The following is a 14,217-nucleotide window of genomic DNA, read 5'->3' as shown; positions in this document are numbered from 1 at the left end:
GGTGCGAGGCCCTTCGCATGCATGTCACGGTGTCCGTAGCGGCGCATAGAACGTCCTGGCGGTGGTCAGAGAACCCGCAAAGGGGTATTTGCTAGCACATTGTGTACCCAGGCTCGGCTGGGCGCACGGCTAAATGCAACTAATTTCTATCAGTTTCCGACGTTTCGGGCGCCATAGACGGCCACGTGCCACCGAATCGCCCCCCCGCCCTGAGGAGCGCTAACTCAGTTTTTTGACCAGCACCTGGCTCTTGCGGTCCCAGTTGTACTTGCGCTTGCGGGCTTCGGGCAGCCAATCGGGGTCCACCTGCACAAAGCCGCGTTTAATGAACCAGTGCATGGTGCGGGTGGTCAGCACAAAAATGCTCTGTAGGCCGGCGGCGCGGGCGCGCTGCTCCACGCGTTTGAGCACTTTTTCTCCGTCGCCCTGGCCTTGTACCTGGGGCGATACCGTCAGCGCGGCCATCTCGCCGGTGTGGGCCTCGGGGTAGGGGTAGAGGGCAGCGCAGGCGAAGATCACGCCGTCGTGCTCCACCACGGTGTACATATGGGCGTCGCGTTCGATCTCGGTGCGGCTGCGCTTGACCAGGGTGCCGTCTTTTTCGAAAGGCTCGATCAGCTGCAAGATGCCGCCCACATCGTCTACCAAGGCTTCGCGCAGGCTTTCCAGTTTTTCGTCCACCACCATGGTGCCTATGCCGTCGTGTACATACACCTCCAGCAGGATGGCGCCATCGACCGAAAACGGAATGATGTGGCTGCGCTCCACGCCGGACTTGCAGGCCGTCACGCAGTGCTGCAGGTAGAAGGCGGTGTCGGTGGGTACATTGGCGGCGGGAAGTTCGGCCAGCAGTTTTTCGGCCATGGCCAGGGGCAACTCGGTGTCGATAGGGTTGTCTTCGCTCTCGGGCTCGCCCGGATGCATGCGGATGCCGGGCACCTCGGTCAGGAAGATCAGCTTATCGGCCTGCAAGGCGCTGGCGACCGAGGTGGCTACCTCTTCCATGGTCAGGTTGAAAGCTTCGCCAGTGGGCGAGAAGCCAAAGGGCGACAGCAGCAGCATGGCGCCCATGTCCAGCACGCGGGTGATGCCGGCGATATCTACCTTGCGTACCAGGCCGGAATGCTGGAAGTCGATGCCGTCCACGATGCCGACCGGGCGGGCGGTGATGAAATTGCCCGAAATCACCCGGATGGTAGCGCCTGCCATCGGCGTATTGGGCAGGCCCTGGCTGAACGCCGCCTCGATCTCGTAGCGCAGTTGGCCGGCGGCTTCTTGCGCGCAGTCCAGCGCAACTTCGTCGGTGATGCGGATCCCGTTGGCGTATTTGGGGGGGTGGCCCTTGGCCTTGAGCTGCTCATTGACCTGCGGGCGAAAGCCGTGCACCAACACGATCTTTACACCCATGCTCTGGATCATGGCCAGGTCTTGTGCCAGGTTGGGCAGCTTGCCCGCTGCAATCGCCTCACCCGCGATGCCCACCACAAAGGTCTGGTTCCTAAACTTGTGGATGTACGGTGCCACGGAACGGAACCAGGGCACGAAGGTGAAGTTGAAAACAGAGGTCATGGTCATGGCGCGTGATTGTGCATGAAAGCCTCTGTTGCAGCGGGGCCAGCCCCGCTGCTTTTTCTCGATCAGCGCACGCGGGCACCTACCAGGGCGGCATGCAGCATGCGCAGGCTATGCGGCTCGTTCAAAAAGCGCATTTTTTCTGCGGCTTGCTGTACGGCGTGGCCCTGGCGACCCAGTTGGCGCACGCGTTGGCGGCGGTGCTCGCCGCGCAGGCCCAGTCCGGTGTGGCGGGGGCCCAGGGCTTGCAGAGCCAGGCTGGCCAGACGCGGCAGGTCGGCCAGCCAGCTGCCGGCGGATGTGCGCACATGGCTGTCTTTGGCATAGGCCCAGGCTTGCTTCAGCACCGACGGGGACTGGGTCTCCTCGGGCACCAGCAGCCAGCCGGCATTGCGCATGCGCTGGCCTAGCCCACTTTGGCTACTGAGCACGGTGAACGGTACGGCCAGCAGCAGCGGCAGGCCCATGGGCAACAGCCACAGCGCAGTGGCGGGCGAGATGGCGGCAATGCAGGCCAGCAGGCACAGCACGCCTAGGCCCAGGGGGCCAAAGCGCCGTGCTGCATCGGCCCAGGGCAGGTCATTGGCTTCGCGCGGGGGCGAGGTCCATTCCAGGCGCCAGCCCGTTAGCGCACCTACCACGAACAGGCTGTGCGCCGCCATGCGCAGCGGTGCTTGCAGCATCGATAGACCGGCTTCCAGCACGGTGCTGCCCACCAGGGCCAGACTGCCGCCAAAGCGGGCTTGTTCGCCACGCAACAGTACGGCGGCCAGGCCCAGCACCCGGGGCAGGGCCAGCATCAGCGCGGTAGACGCCCACAGCGTCACCACGCCATGGTGGGACCAGGGCTGGAACTCACTGTCGTGCAGCCACAGGCAGGCGCCCAGCACGACGTAGAGCAGCCATAGCGGCGCAGACACATAGGACATGGCGCCGGTGGCCAGCATGGCGCGGTGGACCGGACGCAGGCCAGGTTCGGCCAGTAGGCGGGCATTTTGCAGATTGCCCTGGCACCAGCGGCGGTCGCGTTGCAGCTCGGCCAGCAGGTGGGGCGGCTGCTGCTCGTAGCTGCCTTCCAGGTCGTTCACCAGCCAGACCTCGTAGCCCGCACGGCGCATCAGGGCGGCTTCCACAAAATCGTGCGACAGGATTTCGCTCGCCAGGGCGCCGGTGCCGGGCAGGGTGGCCAGCGCGCAGTGCTGCATGAAGGGTGCTACGCGGATGATGGCGTTGTGGCCCCAGTAATGGGCCTCGCCCAGCTGCCAGAACTGCATGCCGGCGGTAAACAGCCGGCCGGTGACACGGCTGCCAAACTGCTGTGCCCGTGCATGCAGGGTAGCGTGGCCGCAGGCGCGCGGCGCGGTTTGCAAGATACCGGCGCGCGGGTGGGCCTCCATCAGGCGGGCCAGGGTGACCAGGGTGTCGCCGCTCATCACGCTGTCGGCGTCCATCACCACCATATAGCGGTAGCTGCGGCCCCAGCGGCGGCAAAAGTCGGCCACGTTCCCGGCCTTGCGGCGCGTGCGGTGCTGGCGCCAGCGGTAGTGCACCTGCAGCTTGCTGCCATGGGCTTGCATCTGGCTGCGCAAGTCTTGCCAGGCGCTCATCTCGGCCACTCGCAGATCGGGGTCGCTGGTGTCGGACAGCACAAACACGTCAAACAGCCGCTCGGCCCCGGCGTTCACCAGCGACTCGCAGGTGGCGCGCAGGCCCGCAAACACCGTGGCCACGTCTTCGTTGCAGATCGGCATGATGACGGCGGTGCGCGCGTCTGCCGGCAGGGTGATGCCGTCCGCGCTGCGGGCCGACAGTGCATGCCGGTCGCCGCGCAGCGTGACCCAGAAGCCCATTACGGCGGTCACCGTGCCGGCCGACACCCAGGCAAACAGCAGCGCGAACAGCCCTAGTTGCGCCGCCAGCAACCAGTCACTGCCCGCGCCGGGCTGGGCACGCCACAGCAGGGCGGTGGCAAAGGCCGTGGCACCGGCAATCCAGAACAGCAGCCAGTTGCGGCGTTGCTGGGCAGCCGCTTCCCAGGCGGGTGTTTGTTGCTGCAATTGGGCGGCATTGGCGCGCCAGGGCGCGTCGCCAGGAGCTTGCTCTCCACGCAGGCGGGCCATAAAGCCCAACCAGGCCTGGGCGGGCATGGAGCCGCGTTGGATGGGAGGCATCCCGGAGGTGTGTGCAGGTGTGGTCATAGGGCAGGCAGGATGTAAGTCCAGGTTTCGCTGACCGTGTCAGGGCCGGCTGTGAGGTAGGCGCGCAGTTCCACGGGGCGCGCGGGGTCCAGGGTCTTGACGCGCAGGGCTAGGCGCCAGGCGCCGGTGGCTTCCACGCGGTAGACGTTCTGCTCGGTGATGTGGCCGTTGCTGTTGGCGCTGACCACGGCCTTCAGCTCGCCGCTGCCGGGCAGGGCCGGGCCGTTGAAGTCCACGATGAATTGCTGCTCGTTCTGCGCCAGGGCGGCAAAGCTGCGGCCAGCCCGGGTTTGCGTCGCCCAGGCCTGGGGTGGGCGCTGCTGGGCTTCACCCTGCCAGTCCACGCGCCATGACACGTCCAGCGGCTGGCCGGGGGCGGGCAAAGTGGCCGGCACCCAGTAGGCGACGATGTTGTCGTGGGTTTCGTCGGGCGTGGGCAGTTGCATCAGCTCCACCCGGCCTTTGCCCCAGTCGCCCAGCGGTGTGATCCAGGCGGAGGGCCGGCGTTCGTAGCTGGCTTCGCTGTCCTCGTAGCTGCTGAAGCTGCGGTCGCGCTGCATCAGGCCAAAGCCCTTGGGCGATTGGGTGGTGAACGAGGTGACCAGCGGCTTGCGCGGGTTTTGCAGCGGGCGCCACAGCCATTCGCCTTCGCCACTGGCGACCATCAAGCCGTCGGAGTCATGCACTTCGGGGCGGAAGTCGTCGCGGCTGGGCTGGTTTTCGCCAAAGTTGAACATGCTGGTCAGCGGCGCAATGCCCAGGGTGCGTATCGGGTTCTGCGGCGATGCGCGCAGGAACAACCGGGCCTTTACCGTCATGCTGGTGGTGCCACCGGGGCTGATCTCAAAGCGGTAGGCGCCCGACACGCGGGGCGAGTCCAGCAGGGCCAGCACGGTCAGGGCCTGGGCCTTGGTATCGGGCCGTTCAATCCAGAAGTCGGTGAAGCGGGGAAATTCCTCCGGCCCGCCACCGGCGCTGTCCACCGCCAGGCCACGGGCCGACAGGCCGTAGTGCAGGCCTTTGCTCAGCGCCCGGAAGTAGCTGGCGCCCTGGAACACCACCAGCTCGTCCTTGTAGGCGGGGTTGTTCAGGGGGTAGTGCACGCGAAAGCCGGCGTAGCCTATGTCGCCCCAGCTTTGTGGATTCAGCGCGTTGGCGCCGTAGCTGAAGTTTTGTGGATCAAAGCGAAATGCCCGTTCGCCTTCGGCTGTGAGCTCGTGCAGGCGTACCGGCTCGGTCTGGTACTTGCCCAGGTGGAAGAACATCAGCTCGAACGGCAGCTGCTCGGCGCGCCAGGCCGCGCGCTCGGGCTTGAAGCGGATGTCGCGCATCTGGTCGTAGCTGAGCTGGCGCAGCGCCTGCGGCGTTTGGCTGGGTACCGGGCTGTAGGGCTGTGCCGCCAGGGTTTGGGCGCGCTCTGCGAGCGTGTCGAAGTCGGTGCGCAGTGGCGGCGCTGCAAAGGTGGCGGGTGCCGCTAGAGCCGATAGCACCAGCAGGGCGGATAGAGATGTGCGTGTAGTACAGGTCATTGCCGGTACTGGTGCAAACCCTATGCCACAGGAATAATTCTTTAAAAATCAATGGCTTACATGATTTTTGAAAAATGGAAGCCAGATTTTTTGCCCAAAAGCGTCGCTGATCAGCGACAGCTATGCTCCCGGGTATCCGCCTGCGTCTTGCAAGCTATTGATTCATAAAGATAAATCAGCTGTCGCCAGCTGGCGACAGGCCGCTTTCAGGCTCGCCGTCGGGCGGCTCGGCGCGGAACAGGCCGGGTGTCAGCCCGTGCTTTTGAAGCAGGCGGTAGAACTCGGTGCGGTTCTTGTCAGCCAGCCGTGCGGCGTCGGCCACCTGGCCGTCGGTCAGCTTCAGCAGGCCCACCAGGTAGCTGCGTTCAAAGCGGTTGCGCGCCTCGCTAAAGCCAAGCACCTCCACCGTGGGCACGCGCAGGGCGCGCTGCACCAGGGCCAGCGGCACCAGCGGCGTGGTGGCCAGGGCGCAGACCTGCTCGACCACGTTGTGCAGTTGGCGCACATTGCCCGGCCAGGCGGCGGTAGCCAGCACGCTCAGCGCATCCGGGGCAAAGCCTTTCACCGGCTTGTGGTACTTGCTTGCCAGGCGCTGGAGAAAGTGCTGCGCCAGCAGGGCGATGTCTTCGCGCCGGTCGGCCAGCGGGGGCAGGGTGAGGGTGACTACGTTCAGCCGGTAGTACAGGTCTTCGCGGAAGTCGCCCTGGGCCAGCGCGGCCTCCAGGTCGCGGTGGGTGGCCGAGAGTATGCGCACGTCCACATCTACCGACTGCTGGGCACCCACGGGCCGTATCTGCCGCTCTTGCAGCACGCGCAGCAGCTTGACCTGCAGGGTAGGCGGCATGTCGCCGATTTCGTCCAGAAACAGGGTGCCGCCGTTGGCTGTTTGGAACAAGCCCCGGTGGTGCGCCACTGCGCCGGTGAAGGCGCCTTTGACGTGGCCAAACAGCTCGGACTCCAGCAGCGCCTCGGGAATGGCGCTGCAGTTCACCGCCACAAAGGCACCGTGGGCACGCGGGCTGGCGCGGTGGATGGCGCGTGCCAGCAGCTCTTTGCCGCTACCGCTTTCGCCGCGTACCAGCACCGATGCGTCGCTGGGCGCTACCAGCCGCGCCTCGGCCAGTACCTCGTCCATCACCGCCGAGCGGCTCACGATCTCGGCGCGCCAGGCCTCGCCGGCCGAGCCCGCCACCGGGCGGCTGGCGGTAGACAAGGCCAGGGCCCGGCTCACCGCCGCCAGCAGCTCTTTGCCGTCAAAGGGCTTGGTCAGGTAGCTGAACACGCCGCGCAGCGTGGCGTCCACCGCGTCGGGGATGCTGCCGTGGGCGGTCAGCAGAATCACCGGCAGGCCTGGGAAGCGCGACTGTACGGCGTCGAACAAGCCCATGCCGTCCAAGCCCGGCAGGCGCACATCGCTCAGTACCAGCTGCGGGCGCAGTACCTCCAGCCGGGCCAGCGCGGCCTCGGCATCTACTTCGGCGGTGACGGCATAGCCGGCGGCGCCCAGGCGCAGCGACAGCAGGCGCAGCATGTCGGGGTCGTCGTCTACCACCAGGATCTGCGGCTTGCCGCCCGTGGTGCTCATGGCGCTTTCCCCATGCTGCGCGGCGCCAGGGACCGCTCGATGGCCTTCAGCGCCTCCAGTTGCTCGGTCAACTGGTCTATGCGGCGCTGGTTGTCGCGCAGCTGCTGGCTTTGCCGGGCGACTTGTTCTTCCAGCCGCTTTTGTTCAGCAGCCCGCGCAGTCAATAGCGGCAGCCAGCCTGCCCAGGCCGCAGCGGTGGGTTCTGTGGAATTGGCCAGGCCTTCCAACTGGGCCTGCGCCCGTGCGGCATCGCCGGGGGTACGGGTGTGCAGCCAGGCCAGGGCCAGATGCACCATGCCGGCCGGTGTGGCGGGCTCGGCCGCCAGCCGGGAGGCAAAGCCGGACGCTGTCTCGGGGGCGGCCAAGCGCAGCGCATCCTGCCATTGCTGCAGCTGGCGGCCGGCCTGGTCCGCCGGGCTTAGCGGCGAGGGCATGGGTACCAGTTTGATCACCGGCGTGGGGTCGGGTGTATCCACGGGGACCTTGGCTGGCTGCGGCTGTACCGGCAGGGTTGGCGTGGCGCTGCAGGCGACCAGTACGCACAGGCTCCAGAGGCTCAGATTGCGGATCAGTAACTTAAACATGTGAGGTGTCCAGAGGCAAAACGATTTGAAAGCAGGCACCACCGGTGTTGGCCATGGCGCGTACCAGCCCGCCGTGGGCGGCTACCTGCTCGCGCACGATGGCCAGGCCGATGCCGCTGCCGCGTGGCTGGTTTTGTGGCTGTATATGGCCACGGAAGAAGGGGTCAAAGATGTGTTCCCGCTCGTCCTCGGGTATGCCGGGGCCGCTGTCGCTGATCTCTAACACCACCTGGCTGTTCAACGTGCCCACCCACCAGCGTATGCGCCCCCCCGGGGGGCTGAAGCGCACGGCGTTGGACAGCAGATTACCCAGCGCCATGCCCAGGCGCTCCGGGTCTACCGGGTGGCTGAGCGTGGCGTCGCCTTCTACCGCCACGCTCAGGCTACGGGCCTGCCAGCTCAGCCGCTGGGCTTGCACTACACCGTCCAGCAATGTGCGCAGCACCGTGGGGCGGCGCTGCAGCTGCCGCGCGTCGAATGCGGCGGCGTTGTAGCGCAGCAGGTCTTCTATTTGCTGCTGCAGCACGCCGGTGTTGTGCTGCAGTATGGCCACGATCTCGGCCTGCTCGCTGCCCAGGGTGCCGCCCACGCCTTCTTGCAGCAGGGCCACGCCCTCGCGCAGCGCGGCCAGCGGGGTTTTCAGCTCGTGCGAGGTGTGGCGCAGAAAGCGGGCCTTGTCTTCGTCCAGCTCGGTCAGCCGCAGGCGCAGCCAGTCCAGCTGACGGCCCAGGCTGGCCAGGTCGGCCGGGCCGTGTATTTGTATGGCCTGCTGCAGCCGGCCTTCACCTAGCGCCACGATGGACTGGCCCAGGCGGCGCAGCGGGCGCGTCAGCCACAAGCCAAACGCCAGTGCCGCCACCGCTGCCGCCACGATGGCCACCAGCACCTGCTGCACCTGGCGGTTGCGCTGTTCTTCCAACGCGTTTTGCACCTGCTGGTTGTGCTCGGCAATGCTTTGCTGCACCTGCTGCGACAGGCCGCGCGAGATGCCGTCCAGCGTCTGGAATTCTGCCGCCACCGCATTGCCCCGGCTGGGGCGCGGCACGCGGTCATCGGCCAGCTGGCTGCGGATGCGCACGGCCGAGGCCAGCCACTGCTGGGCCAGTGCGGCTGTGGGCGGGTACTGGCCCAGGGGCAGCAGCAGGGCCTGGGCCTGGTTGGCAGCATCGTCGAAGCGCTGGCGCAAGGCGTCATCGCCCAGCACCAGGTACTGGCGGGCGGCGCGTTCCATGTCGGTGCTGCGTTCGGCCAGGCCGCGGGTCGCCAAGTTCAGCTGTGTACTCTGTTGCCCGTTCGCCCGGCTTTGCGCTAGCACGCCTTGCAGCGCCTGCAGGCCGCTGAGCGACACCGCGCCTAGCAGTGCGGCAATCAGCACAAAGGCCAGCAACAACAGTTGGCGAAAGGAGGCGCGTAGGGTCACGGCGTGGGGGGCAATTAGCCCGACAAGAAGGGGTGGCTTCAGTATAAAACCCGGTGCTGCACTGCAGCATCTGAAGATGTAATGGCCTGTAGCCGCCGTTGCAGCGCCTTTGGGGTTTCAAGCCTTTTAGGCCTCTGGCGCATGTATTACCTGCGCAAGTAGCTATAAAAATAGTAGCGATATAGACTGTTCGCCATGCCACACGACCCTCTACTGACGAAGCCCCTGGCGCTGGCCCAGGCACGCAATCTGCAACTCGCCGCCCAGGGTCTGCTGGCCGCGCCGCGCCGCAAGGCCACGCCCCTGGCGCTGCGCCAGAGCATCGCGCAAATGCAGCTGCTGCAGATAGACACCATCAGCGTGGTGGCGCGCAGCCCCTACCTGGTGCTTTTCTCGCGGCTAGGCGCCTACCCGCAGGCCTGGCTGGACGCAGCCCTGGCCGATGGTCATCTGTTCGAAACCTGGGCCCATGAAGCCTGCTTCGCTCCCGCCGCAGACCTGCTGCTACACCGCAGCTACAACCAGCACACGCGCCGCCATTGGGGCCTGCAGAATGGCAAATCCATACAGGCCAGCCATCGCACCCACCTGGATGCCCTGCTGGCGCATATTGACAGCAACGGCCCGGTACGTTCAGCCGACTTCACCCGGCAAGACGGCAAAACCGGCAACGGCTGGTGGGACCGCAAGGACGAAAAGCGCTGGCTAGAGGCCCTGTTCGCCAGCGGCGAGCTGATGGTCAAGCGCCGCGACAGCTTCCAGCGCGTCTACGACTTGGCGCACCGCGTGCACCCGCACCTGGCCGACGCCGTGCTGCCCGAAGCCGCCGCCGTGCACCAGTATTTCACCGAGAAAGCCATTCTTGCCCTGGGCATCACCCAGGCCCGCTGGGTGCACGACTACTTCCGCCAGAAGCCACGCCTGAAAGACGCCGACCTGGACGCGCTGGTGGAGCAGGGCGTGGTGCAGCGTGTCGAGGTGCAAGGCTGGGCGCTGCCTGGCTACGTACACCGGCAGCACGCCGAGCTGTTGCAGTCTGCCCAGGCCGGCCAGCTGCGCGCCACCCACACCGCGCTGCTATCACCCTTCGACCCGCTGGTCTGGGACCGCGAACGCGCCTCGGCGATGTTCGGCTTCGACTACCGCATCGAGTGCTACACGCCGGAAGAAAAACGCACCTACGGCTACTTCGTGCTGCCCATCCTTTACCGTGGCGCGCTGATCGGCCGGTTAGACGCCAAGGCGCACCGCGCGCAGGGCGTGTTTGAGGTGAAGGCGCTGTTTCTGGAAGATGGCGTGAAGCTGAGTGACGCGGCGGTGCGGGCGGTGGCAGATGCGATCCAGCGCTGTGCGGACTGGCATGGCACGCCGGAGGTTCGGGTGGGGAGGATGGAGCCGGAGGGGGTGGGGGAGAGGCTGCGTGGGGCGTTGGTAGCTTAGCCTAGCCTTTGTGCGGTACCAAAGTGGAAGTCGGCTTAGGGCCCAGAGCGGACATCATGGCAGGAAGTGGCCTTCAATCGGATGTAAGAAATTCCGAAGTGGAAGCGATGACCTCTTCAAAGATTACCGTCCGTCCTCAGTTCAGAGATTCGCACTGCTCAAGCGTTGGATGCAGGCTTCCTAAAACTCGCACACTGTGTCGCGTGGAAGGCGCGGTGTGTACTTGTCGAAGACCCAGCTTTCACCTACTCTGCTACCGACAATGTGCCTTTCGTCCGTCCCGGCGTAGTTCTGATGTCGGTAACTACGAAGGCGTCGAAGGTCACATCACAGAAGACGACAATTCTGCCCGCTTCGGTGGATACGTCGGTGACTTCAGCCTAGATGAAATGCGTTCGTAGATCGAGTTCCCAAACATCGGTTTCGAGGGCAGATTCAAGGTCGCTGCCGATTAAGTCTTGGAATTAAGCAACCAGTTCAATCTCCACATCCAGCTCGTCGAAGTCGTCAGGTGCGAGGATGAGGACTTTCTCTGTCATCGAAAAAAAAGGGCCAGCTCGCCGCTGACCCTTTTCCCATTTTCTACTTCAAGGGGCATAAGGATGACCCGAGTGAACTTCACCTGCTGTCGCGACGGCCAAACATGCGGACAGGGCCACAGCACGCAGAGGGTTGCGGAAGCAAGCTTCCAGCTTAGTGTCAAACGAAACGTTGTAACGGATCATGGGAACCTCCTTCTTTGTGACGGTGATCTGCTTTTTGGTTGGCTTGGTATCGCTCAAGGGCCGCTTCGTAGCGGCTTGCGGTTTAGGAACTGGGGTCGTGCGATGTACTGCACCGGGTTTTGGTTGGTGAGCCTGCCGCGCACTATGACCTTGTCCTTGGCCGTCGGGTCCAGCCTTATGCCTCCTGAGAGCAATGAGGATTTCACTTTACCATGGGTGGGGCAGCGCGGGGCCGGGACCTCACCGAGCGCAAGTCCCCAGTAAACCCGCGGAGACCGGCTTGCGCTCGATCGCTAGGCGAGTTCGACGGATCAGTCCGCGCAGGCGTTGGTCAAGGCAGGCGGGGAAGCCCGCGAAAACTTTACAAGATGACTGCGGTGATCAATCGACCGGCGGCCACGACGTATGTCCGCAATTGGCCGTTTGCAGGCAGTGAAGTCTACGCCCAGTTTCAACGTCGGACATTCTTACTTAGCCTGCGCCGCATTCCGAATCCGAGCCAGCAGCCGCATCCGTATCAACCCACTCACCGGTCGAATCAACCACCAATACGGCGTAAACCGCCGCAGCGAAGTCTGGTCATTGCAAAACACCCGTGTCTCGGTGCGCAGCCAGGTGCTGCCGTCACTTGCAGCTTCGGCGCTGAAGTTCAGTACCAGCTTGGCAAACCCAGGCTCGGCAAATTGCGCAAAGGTGTCGGCGTTGCCAATTGGGACTTGGCCATAGTCGGCCTGCCAGAATTTGCCCACCAGGCCTATGGCGACTTCCTGGTCTTCGTCGCGGCCCAGTGGCGTGAAGTTTTGGATGCCAAACGCGGGCTGTTGCTGCAGTCCGCTGCGGCCACCCAGGGCGCCCCATACCCGGTCGGGCAACTCGCGTAGCTGGATGAAGCGGCGGGTCCACGGGTCTTCGCTGATCTCGGGCCGGAGCGCGGTGTCCAGCAGGGCGGCGGGCGTGGCGTGGGTCAGCAGCTGGTGCTTTTCCTGGAACTGGTAGTGGGGTAGGTAGTGATTTATCAAGCGCATGGGGCCGCCGGTGGTTTACCGTAGTATCTCCGCTGCGGCCTGCTGGCCGCCTCGTGGCTCAAAGCGTCAGCCGGGGATGGGCTGGCTGGGCCTGCCCGATGCGCTCCTGCAGGCGGAAGCTGGCCACTTCCTGTACCAGCTGCCGCGACTGGGATTTGAGCGCACTGGCGGCGGCGGCCATCTGCTCCACCAGCGCGGCATTCTGCTGGGTGACCTGGTCCATCTGCATGATGGCTTCGCCGATCTGGGAGACGCCGGCGTTCTGCTCGGCGCTGGCCAGGCTGATCTCTCCCATGATGGTGGTGGCTTGCTGGATGCTACGCACCACATCCTGCATGGTGTTGCCGGCCTGGTCCACTTGGCTGGAGCCGCTGCTGACGCGCTCCACGCTGGTGTGGATCAGGCCGCGAATTTCCTTGGCGGCGCTGGCGCAGCGCCCGGCCAGCAGGCGGACTTCGCCCGCCACCACGGCAAATCCTCGGCCTTGTTCGCCGGCGCGGGCAGCTTCCACGGCCGCGTTCAGCGCCAGGATATTGGTCTGGAAGGCGATGGCGTCGATCACGCCGATGATGTCGGCGATTTTGCGCGAGGCGTCGTTGATGCCCTTCATGGTTTCGACCACCTGGGCGACCACGCTGCCGCCCTGGTGGGCGACTGCGCTGGCTTTGCCGGCCAGGGTGTTGGCCTGGCGCGCGTTCTCGGCGTTCTGGTGGACAGTGGAGCTGAGCTGCTCCATGGAGGCCGAGGTTTGCTGTAGCGCGCTGGCCTGGCTTTCAGTGCGGGCCGACAGGTCGTTATTGCCCTGGGCGATTTCGCTGCTGGCCATGGCAATGGCTTCCGAGCCCTCGCGGACCTTGGTGACCACGTGGTCCAGGTGGCTGCGCATGGTGTCCAGCGACTGCATCAGCTGGCCCAGCTCGTTGCTGCCGCGCACGGGTACCGCGACGGTCAGGTCCTTGTTGGCTACCGCGCGGGCCACCGACACAGCTTCGGCAATCGGGCCGGTGATGCTGCGCACAAAGGCCAGCGCCAGCGTGGTGGTGACCATCAGGCCGACGATCAAACCGGCCACCAGAGCCCAACTGGCGCGCTGCGCCGTGTTGGCCCGGTCCTGCAGTGCGTCGCTCATGCTTCGCATGGCCAGGGCGTTGAATTCAAATAGGCCGTCGATGGCGCGGCTGAAGGTGTCGAAGTAGTCGGCCGCAGAGGCCTTGATTTCAGCCGCGTCCAGCAGCGCCTGGTCGGCCAGGGCCAGGGCGGTGTTGGTGGCTGCGCGGGCGCTTTCGGCCTTGGCGGTCAGCACGCTTTTGAACTGGGCGTTGCCGTCGGCGGCGCGCTGGATGTTACGGAACATATCGGCCTGGGCTTCGATGGCGCGGCCCTTTAGTGCGGTCAGGCTGGCCCGGCCTTCGGGCGGCAGCACCGTCTGGGTGAGAAAGCCCGAGCCCGTCGCGCGCATGATGCCCAGGCTTTCAGCGAGGCGCGGCATATTCACCAGGCTGGCCTGGATCAGAAAGTGGGTGTCAGCCTCGGGGTCGGTGCTGAGGCCGAACTCGGCCATCAGCTCGTCGCTGAGCAGCAACTCGCTTCCTACGATCTGGGTGTGTTGGCGGGTACTGTCCTGGGGTTTGACGGCATGCTGGGTAACACGTTGTTCCAGGTCCTGCCAGAGCTGCCGGGTTTCGCTCCACTGGGTTTGCAGGCGCGGCGAGGTGTCGGCCCGTTGCAGCGCGGCGGCCAGGTTGTCCATGGCCTGCGCAAGCGCATCACGCACGGCTGGCCGCCGGGCTTCCAGCTGTGCGTTGCCACTGAGCATGGCGAGGGAGATGCCTCGATGCATTTGAGTGAGCTGTATGACCTTGTTCAGCGCTACCAGGGGAGGCCCGCCCCGGGCTTCGCGCTGGGCGGCCTGGCTGTCCAGAAAGGCGCGGCGTATATATAGGCCAAATGGGATTGCCAGCATCACCAGCGCGATCAGGCCGAGAATGATGAATTTTTGTCCCAAACCCAGTCGGTGTAGCAGCGTCATCGGCAAATCCTTGGAGTGGTGTTCCACAGTAGAGGTGTAAGTGCCAACGCGACATTTGTGCGGGGCAGAACACCATAGCGGATGTGCCTCGGCTTGTATCTACGCCACGT

General features: G+C 65.2%; 10 protein-coding genes. 1 reads left to right on the top strand and 9 read right to left on the bottom strand.

Annotated elements, in window-relative coordinates; genetic code table 11:
- Nucleotides 1-219: 219 nt before the first annotated feature.
- The 6 genes from argA to AC4BBN_RS16500 all read right to left on the bottom strand — a co-directional run bounded on the left by argA (nucleotide 220) and on the right by AC4BBN_RS16500 (nucleotide 8,888).
- Nucleotides 220-1,569 (bottom strand): amino-acid N-acetyltransferase, encoded by a 1,350-nt coding sequence (gene argA, locus AC4BBN_RS16525; RefSeq protein WP_490593643.1) that lies wholly within the window; start codon nucleotides 1,567-1,569, stop codon nucleotides 220-222.
- A 68-nt stretch (nucleotides 1,570-1,637) separates the two neighbouring features.
- Entirely contained in the window at nucleotides 1,638-3,743 is a 2,106-nt protein-coding gene (gene mdoH, locus AC4BBN_RS16520; RefSeq protein WP_490593095.1) for a glucans biosynthesis glucosyltransferase MdoH, read from the bottom strand.
- Nucleotides 3,744-3,766: 23 nt separating this feature from the next.
- Nucleotides 3,767-5,299 carry a glucan biosynthesis protein G gene (locus AC4BBN_RS16515; RefSeq protein ID WP_490593094.1) on the bottom strand — a complete coding sequence of 511 codons (1,533 nt, stop codon included), beginning with the start codon at nucleotides 5,297-5,299 and terminating at the stop codon, nucleotides 3,767-3,769.
- A 175-nt stretch (nucleotides 5,300-5,474) separates the two neighbouring features.
- Nucleotides 5,475-6,884 (bottom strand): sigma 54-interacting transcriptional regulator, encoded by a 1,410-nt coding sequence (locus AC4BBN_RS16510; protein ID WP_490593093.1) that lies wholly within the window; start codon nucleotides 6,882-6,884, stop codon nucleotides 5,475-5,477.
- On the bottom strand, nucleotides 6,881-7,468 hold the full coding sequence (locus AC4BBN_RS16505; protein ID WP_490593092.1) for a hypothetical protein: 588 nt from the start codon (nucleotides 7,466-7,468) through the stop codon (nucleotides 6,881-6,883). The genes AC4BBN_RS16510 and AC4BBN_RS16505 overlap by 4 nt, the downstream gene beginning before the upstream one ends.
- The gene (locus AC4BBN_RS16500; RefSeq protein WP_490593091.1) at nucleotides 7,461-8,888 is read right to left on the bottom strand and encodes a sensor histidine kinase; all 1,428 of its coding nucleotides are present in this window, start codon (nucleotides 8,886-8,888) and stop codon (nucleotides 7,461-7,463) included. Before AC4BBN_RS16500 ends, AC4BBN_RS16505 begins: the two co-directional genes overlap by 8 nt.
- A 195-nt stretch (nucleotides 8,889-9,083) precedes the next feature.
- Here AC4BBN_RS16500 and AC4BBN_RS16495 point away from each other — a divergent pair, with 195 nt between their 5' ends.
- Entirely contained in the window at nucleotides 9,084-10,328 is a 1,245-nt protein-coding gene (locus AC4BBN_RS16495) for a winged helix-turn-helix domain-containing protein (RefSeq protein WP_490593090.1), read from the top strand.
- Nucleotides 10,329-10,915: 587 nt separating this feature from the next.
- Here the strand turns inward: AC4BBN_RS16495 and AC4BBN_RS16490 are convergent.
- The 3 genes from AC4BBN_RS16490 to AC4BBN_RS16480 all read right to left on the bottom strand — a co-directional run bounded on the left by AC4BBN_RS16490 (nucleotide 10,916) and on the right by AC4BBN_RS16480 (nucleotide 14,107).
- Nucleotides 10,916-11,110 (bottom strand): hypothetical protein, encoded by a 195-nt coding sequence (locus tag AC4BBN_RS16490; protein ID WP_490593089.1) that lies wholly within the window; start codon nucleotides 11,108-11,110, stop codon nucleotides 10,916-10,918.
- Between the two features lie 410 nt (nucleotides 11,111-11,520).
- Complete coding sequence (locus AC4BBN_RS16485; RefSeq protein ID WP_490593088.1) at nucleotides 11,521-12,078, bottom strand: hypothetical protein; 558 nt, start codon at nucleotides 12,076-12,078, stop codon at nucleotides 11,521-11,523.
- Nucleotides 12,079-12,136: 58 nt separating this feature from the next.
- Nucleotides 12,137-14,107 (bottom strand): methyl-accepting chemotaxis protein, encoded by a 1,971-nt coding sequence (locus AC4BBN_RS16480; protein WP_490593087.1) that lies wholly within the window; start codon nucleotides 14,105-14,107, stop codon nucleotides 12,137-12,139.
- Nucleotides 14,108-14,217: the final 110 nt, after the last annotated feature.

It is taken from the genome of Rhodoferax sp. SPJ21, from assembly GCF_058216335.1.
The sequence above is the reverse complement of the archived record's forward strand: the minus strand, read 5'-3'. Positions and strand labels throughout refer to the sequence as shown.

Excerpts from the sequence above, each read along its gene's own strand:
- argA (WP_490593643.1), bottom strand. The coding sequence starts at position 1,569 with ATGACCTCTGTTTTCAACTTCACCTTCGTGCCCTGGTTCCGTTCCGTG.
- mdoH (WP_490593095.1), bottom strand. The coding sequence starts at position 3,743 with ATGCCTCCCATCCAACGCGGCTCCATGCCCGCCCAGGCCTGGTTGGGC.
- AC4BBN_RS16515 (WP_490593094.1), bottom strand. The coding sequence starts at position 5,299 with ATGACCTGTACTACACGCACATCTCTATCCGCCCTGCTGGTGCTATCG.
- AC4BBN_RS16510 (WP_490593093.1), bottom strand. The coding sequence starts at position 6,884 with ATGAGCACCACGGGCGGCAAGCCGCAGATCCTGGTGGTAGACGACGAC.
- AC4BBN_RS16505 (WP_490593092.1), bottom strand. The coding sequence starts at position 7,468 with ATGTTTAAGTTACTGATCCGCAATCTGAGCCTCTGGAGCCTGTGCGTA.
- AC4BBN_RS16495 (WP_490593090.1), top strand. The coding sequence starts at position 9,084 with ATGCCACACGACCCTCTACTGACGAAGCCCCTGGCGCTGGCCCAGGCA.
- AC4BBN_RS16485 (WP_490593088.1), bottom strand. The coding sequence starts at position 12,078 with ATGCGCTTGATAAATCACTACCTACCCCACTACCAGTTCCAGGAAAAG.
- AC4BBN_RS16480 (WP_490593087.1), bottom strand. The coding sequence starts at position 14,107 with ATGACGCTGCTACACCGACTGGGTTTGGGACAAAAATTCATCATTCTC.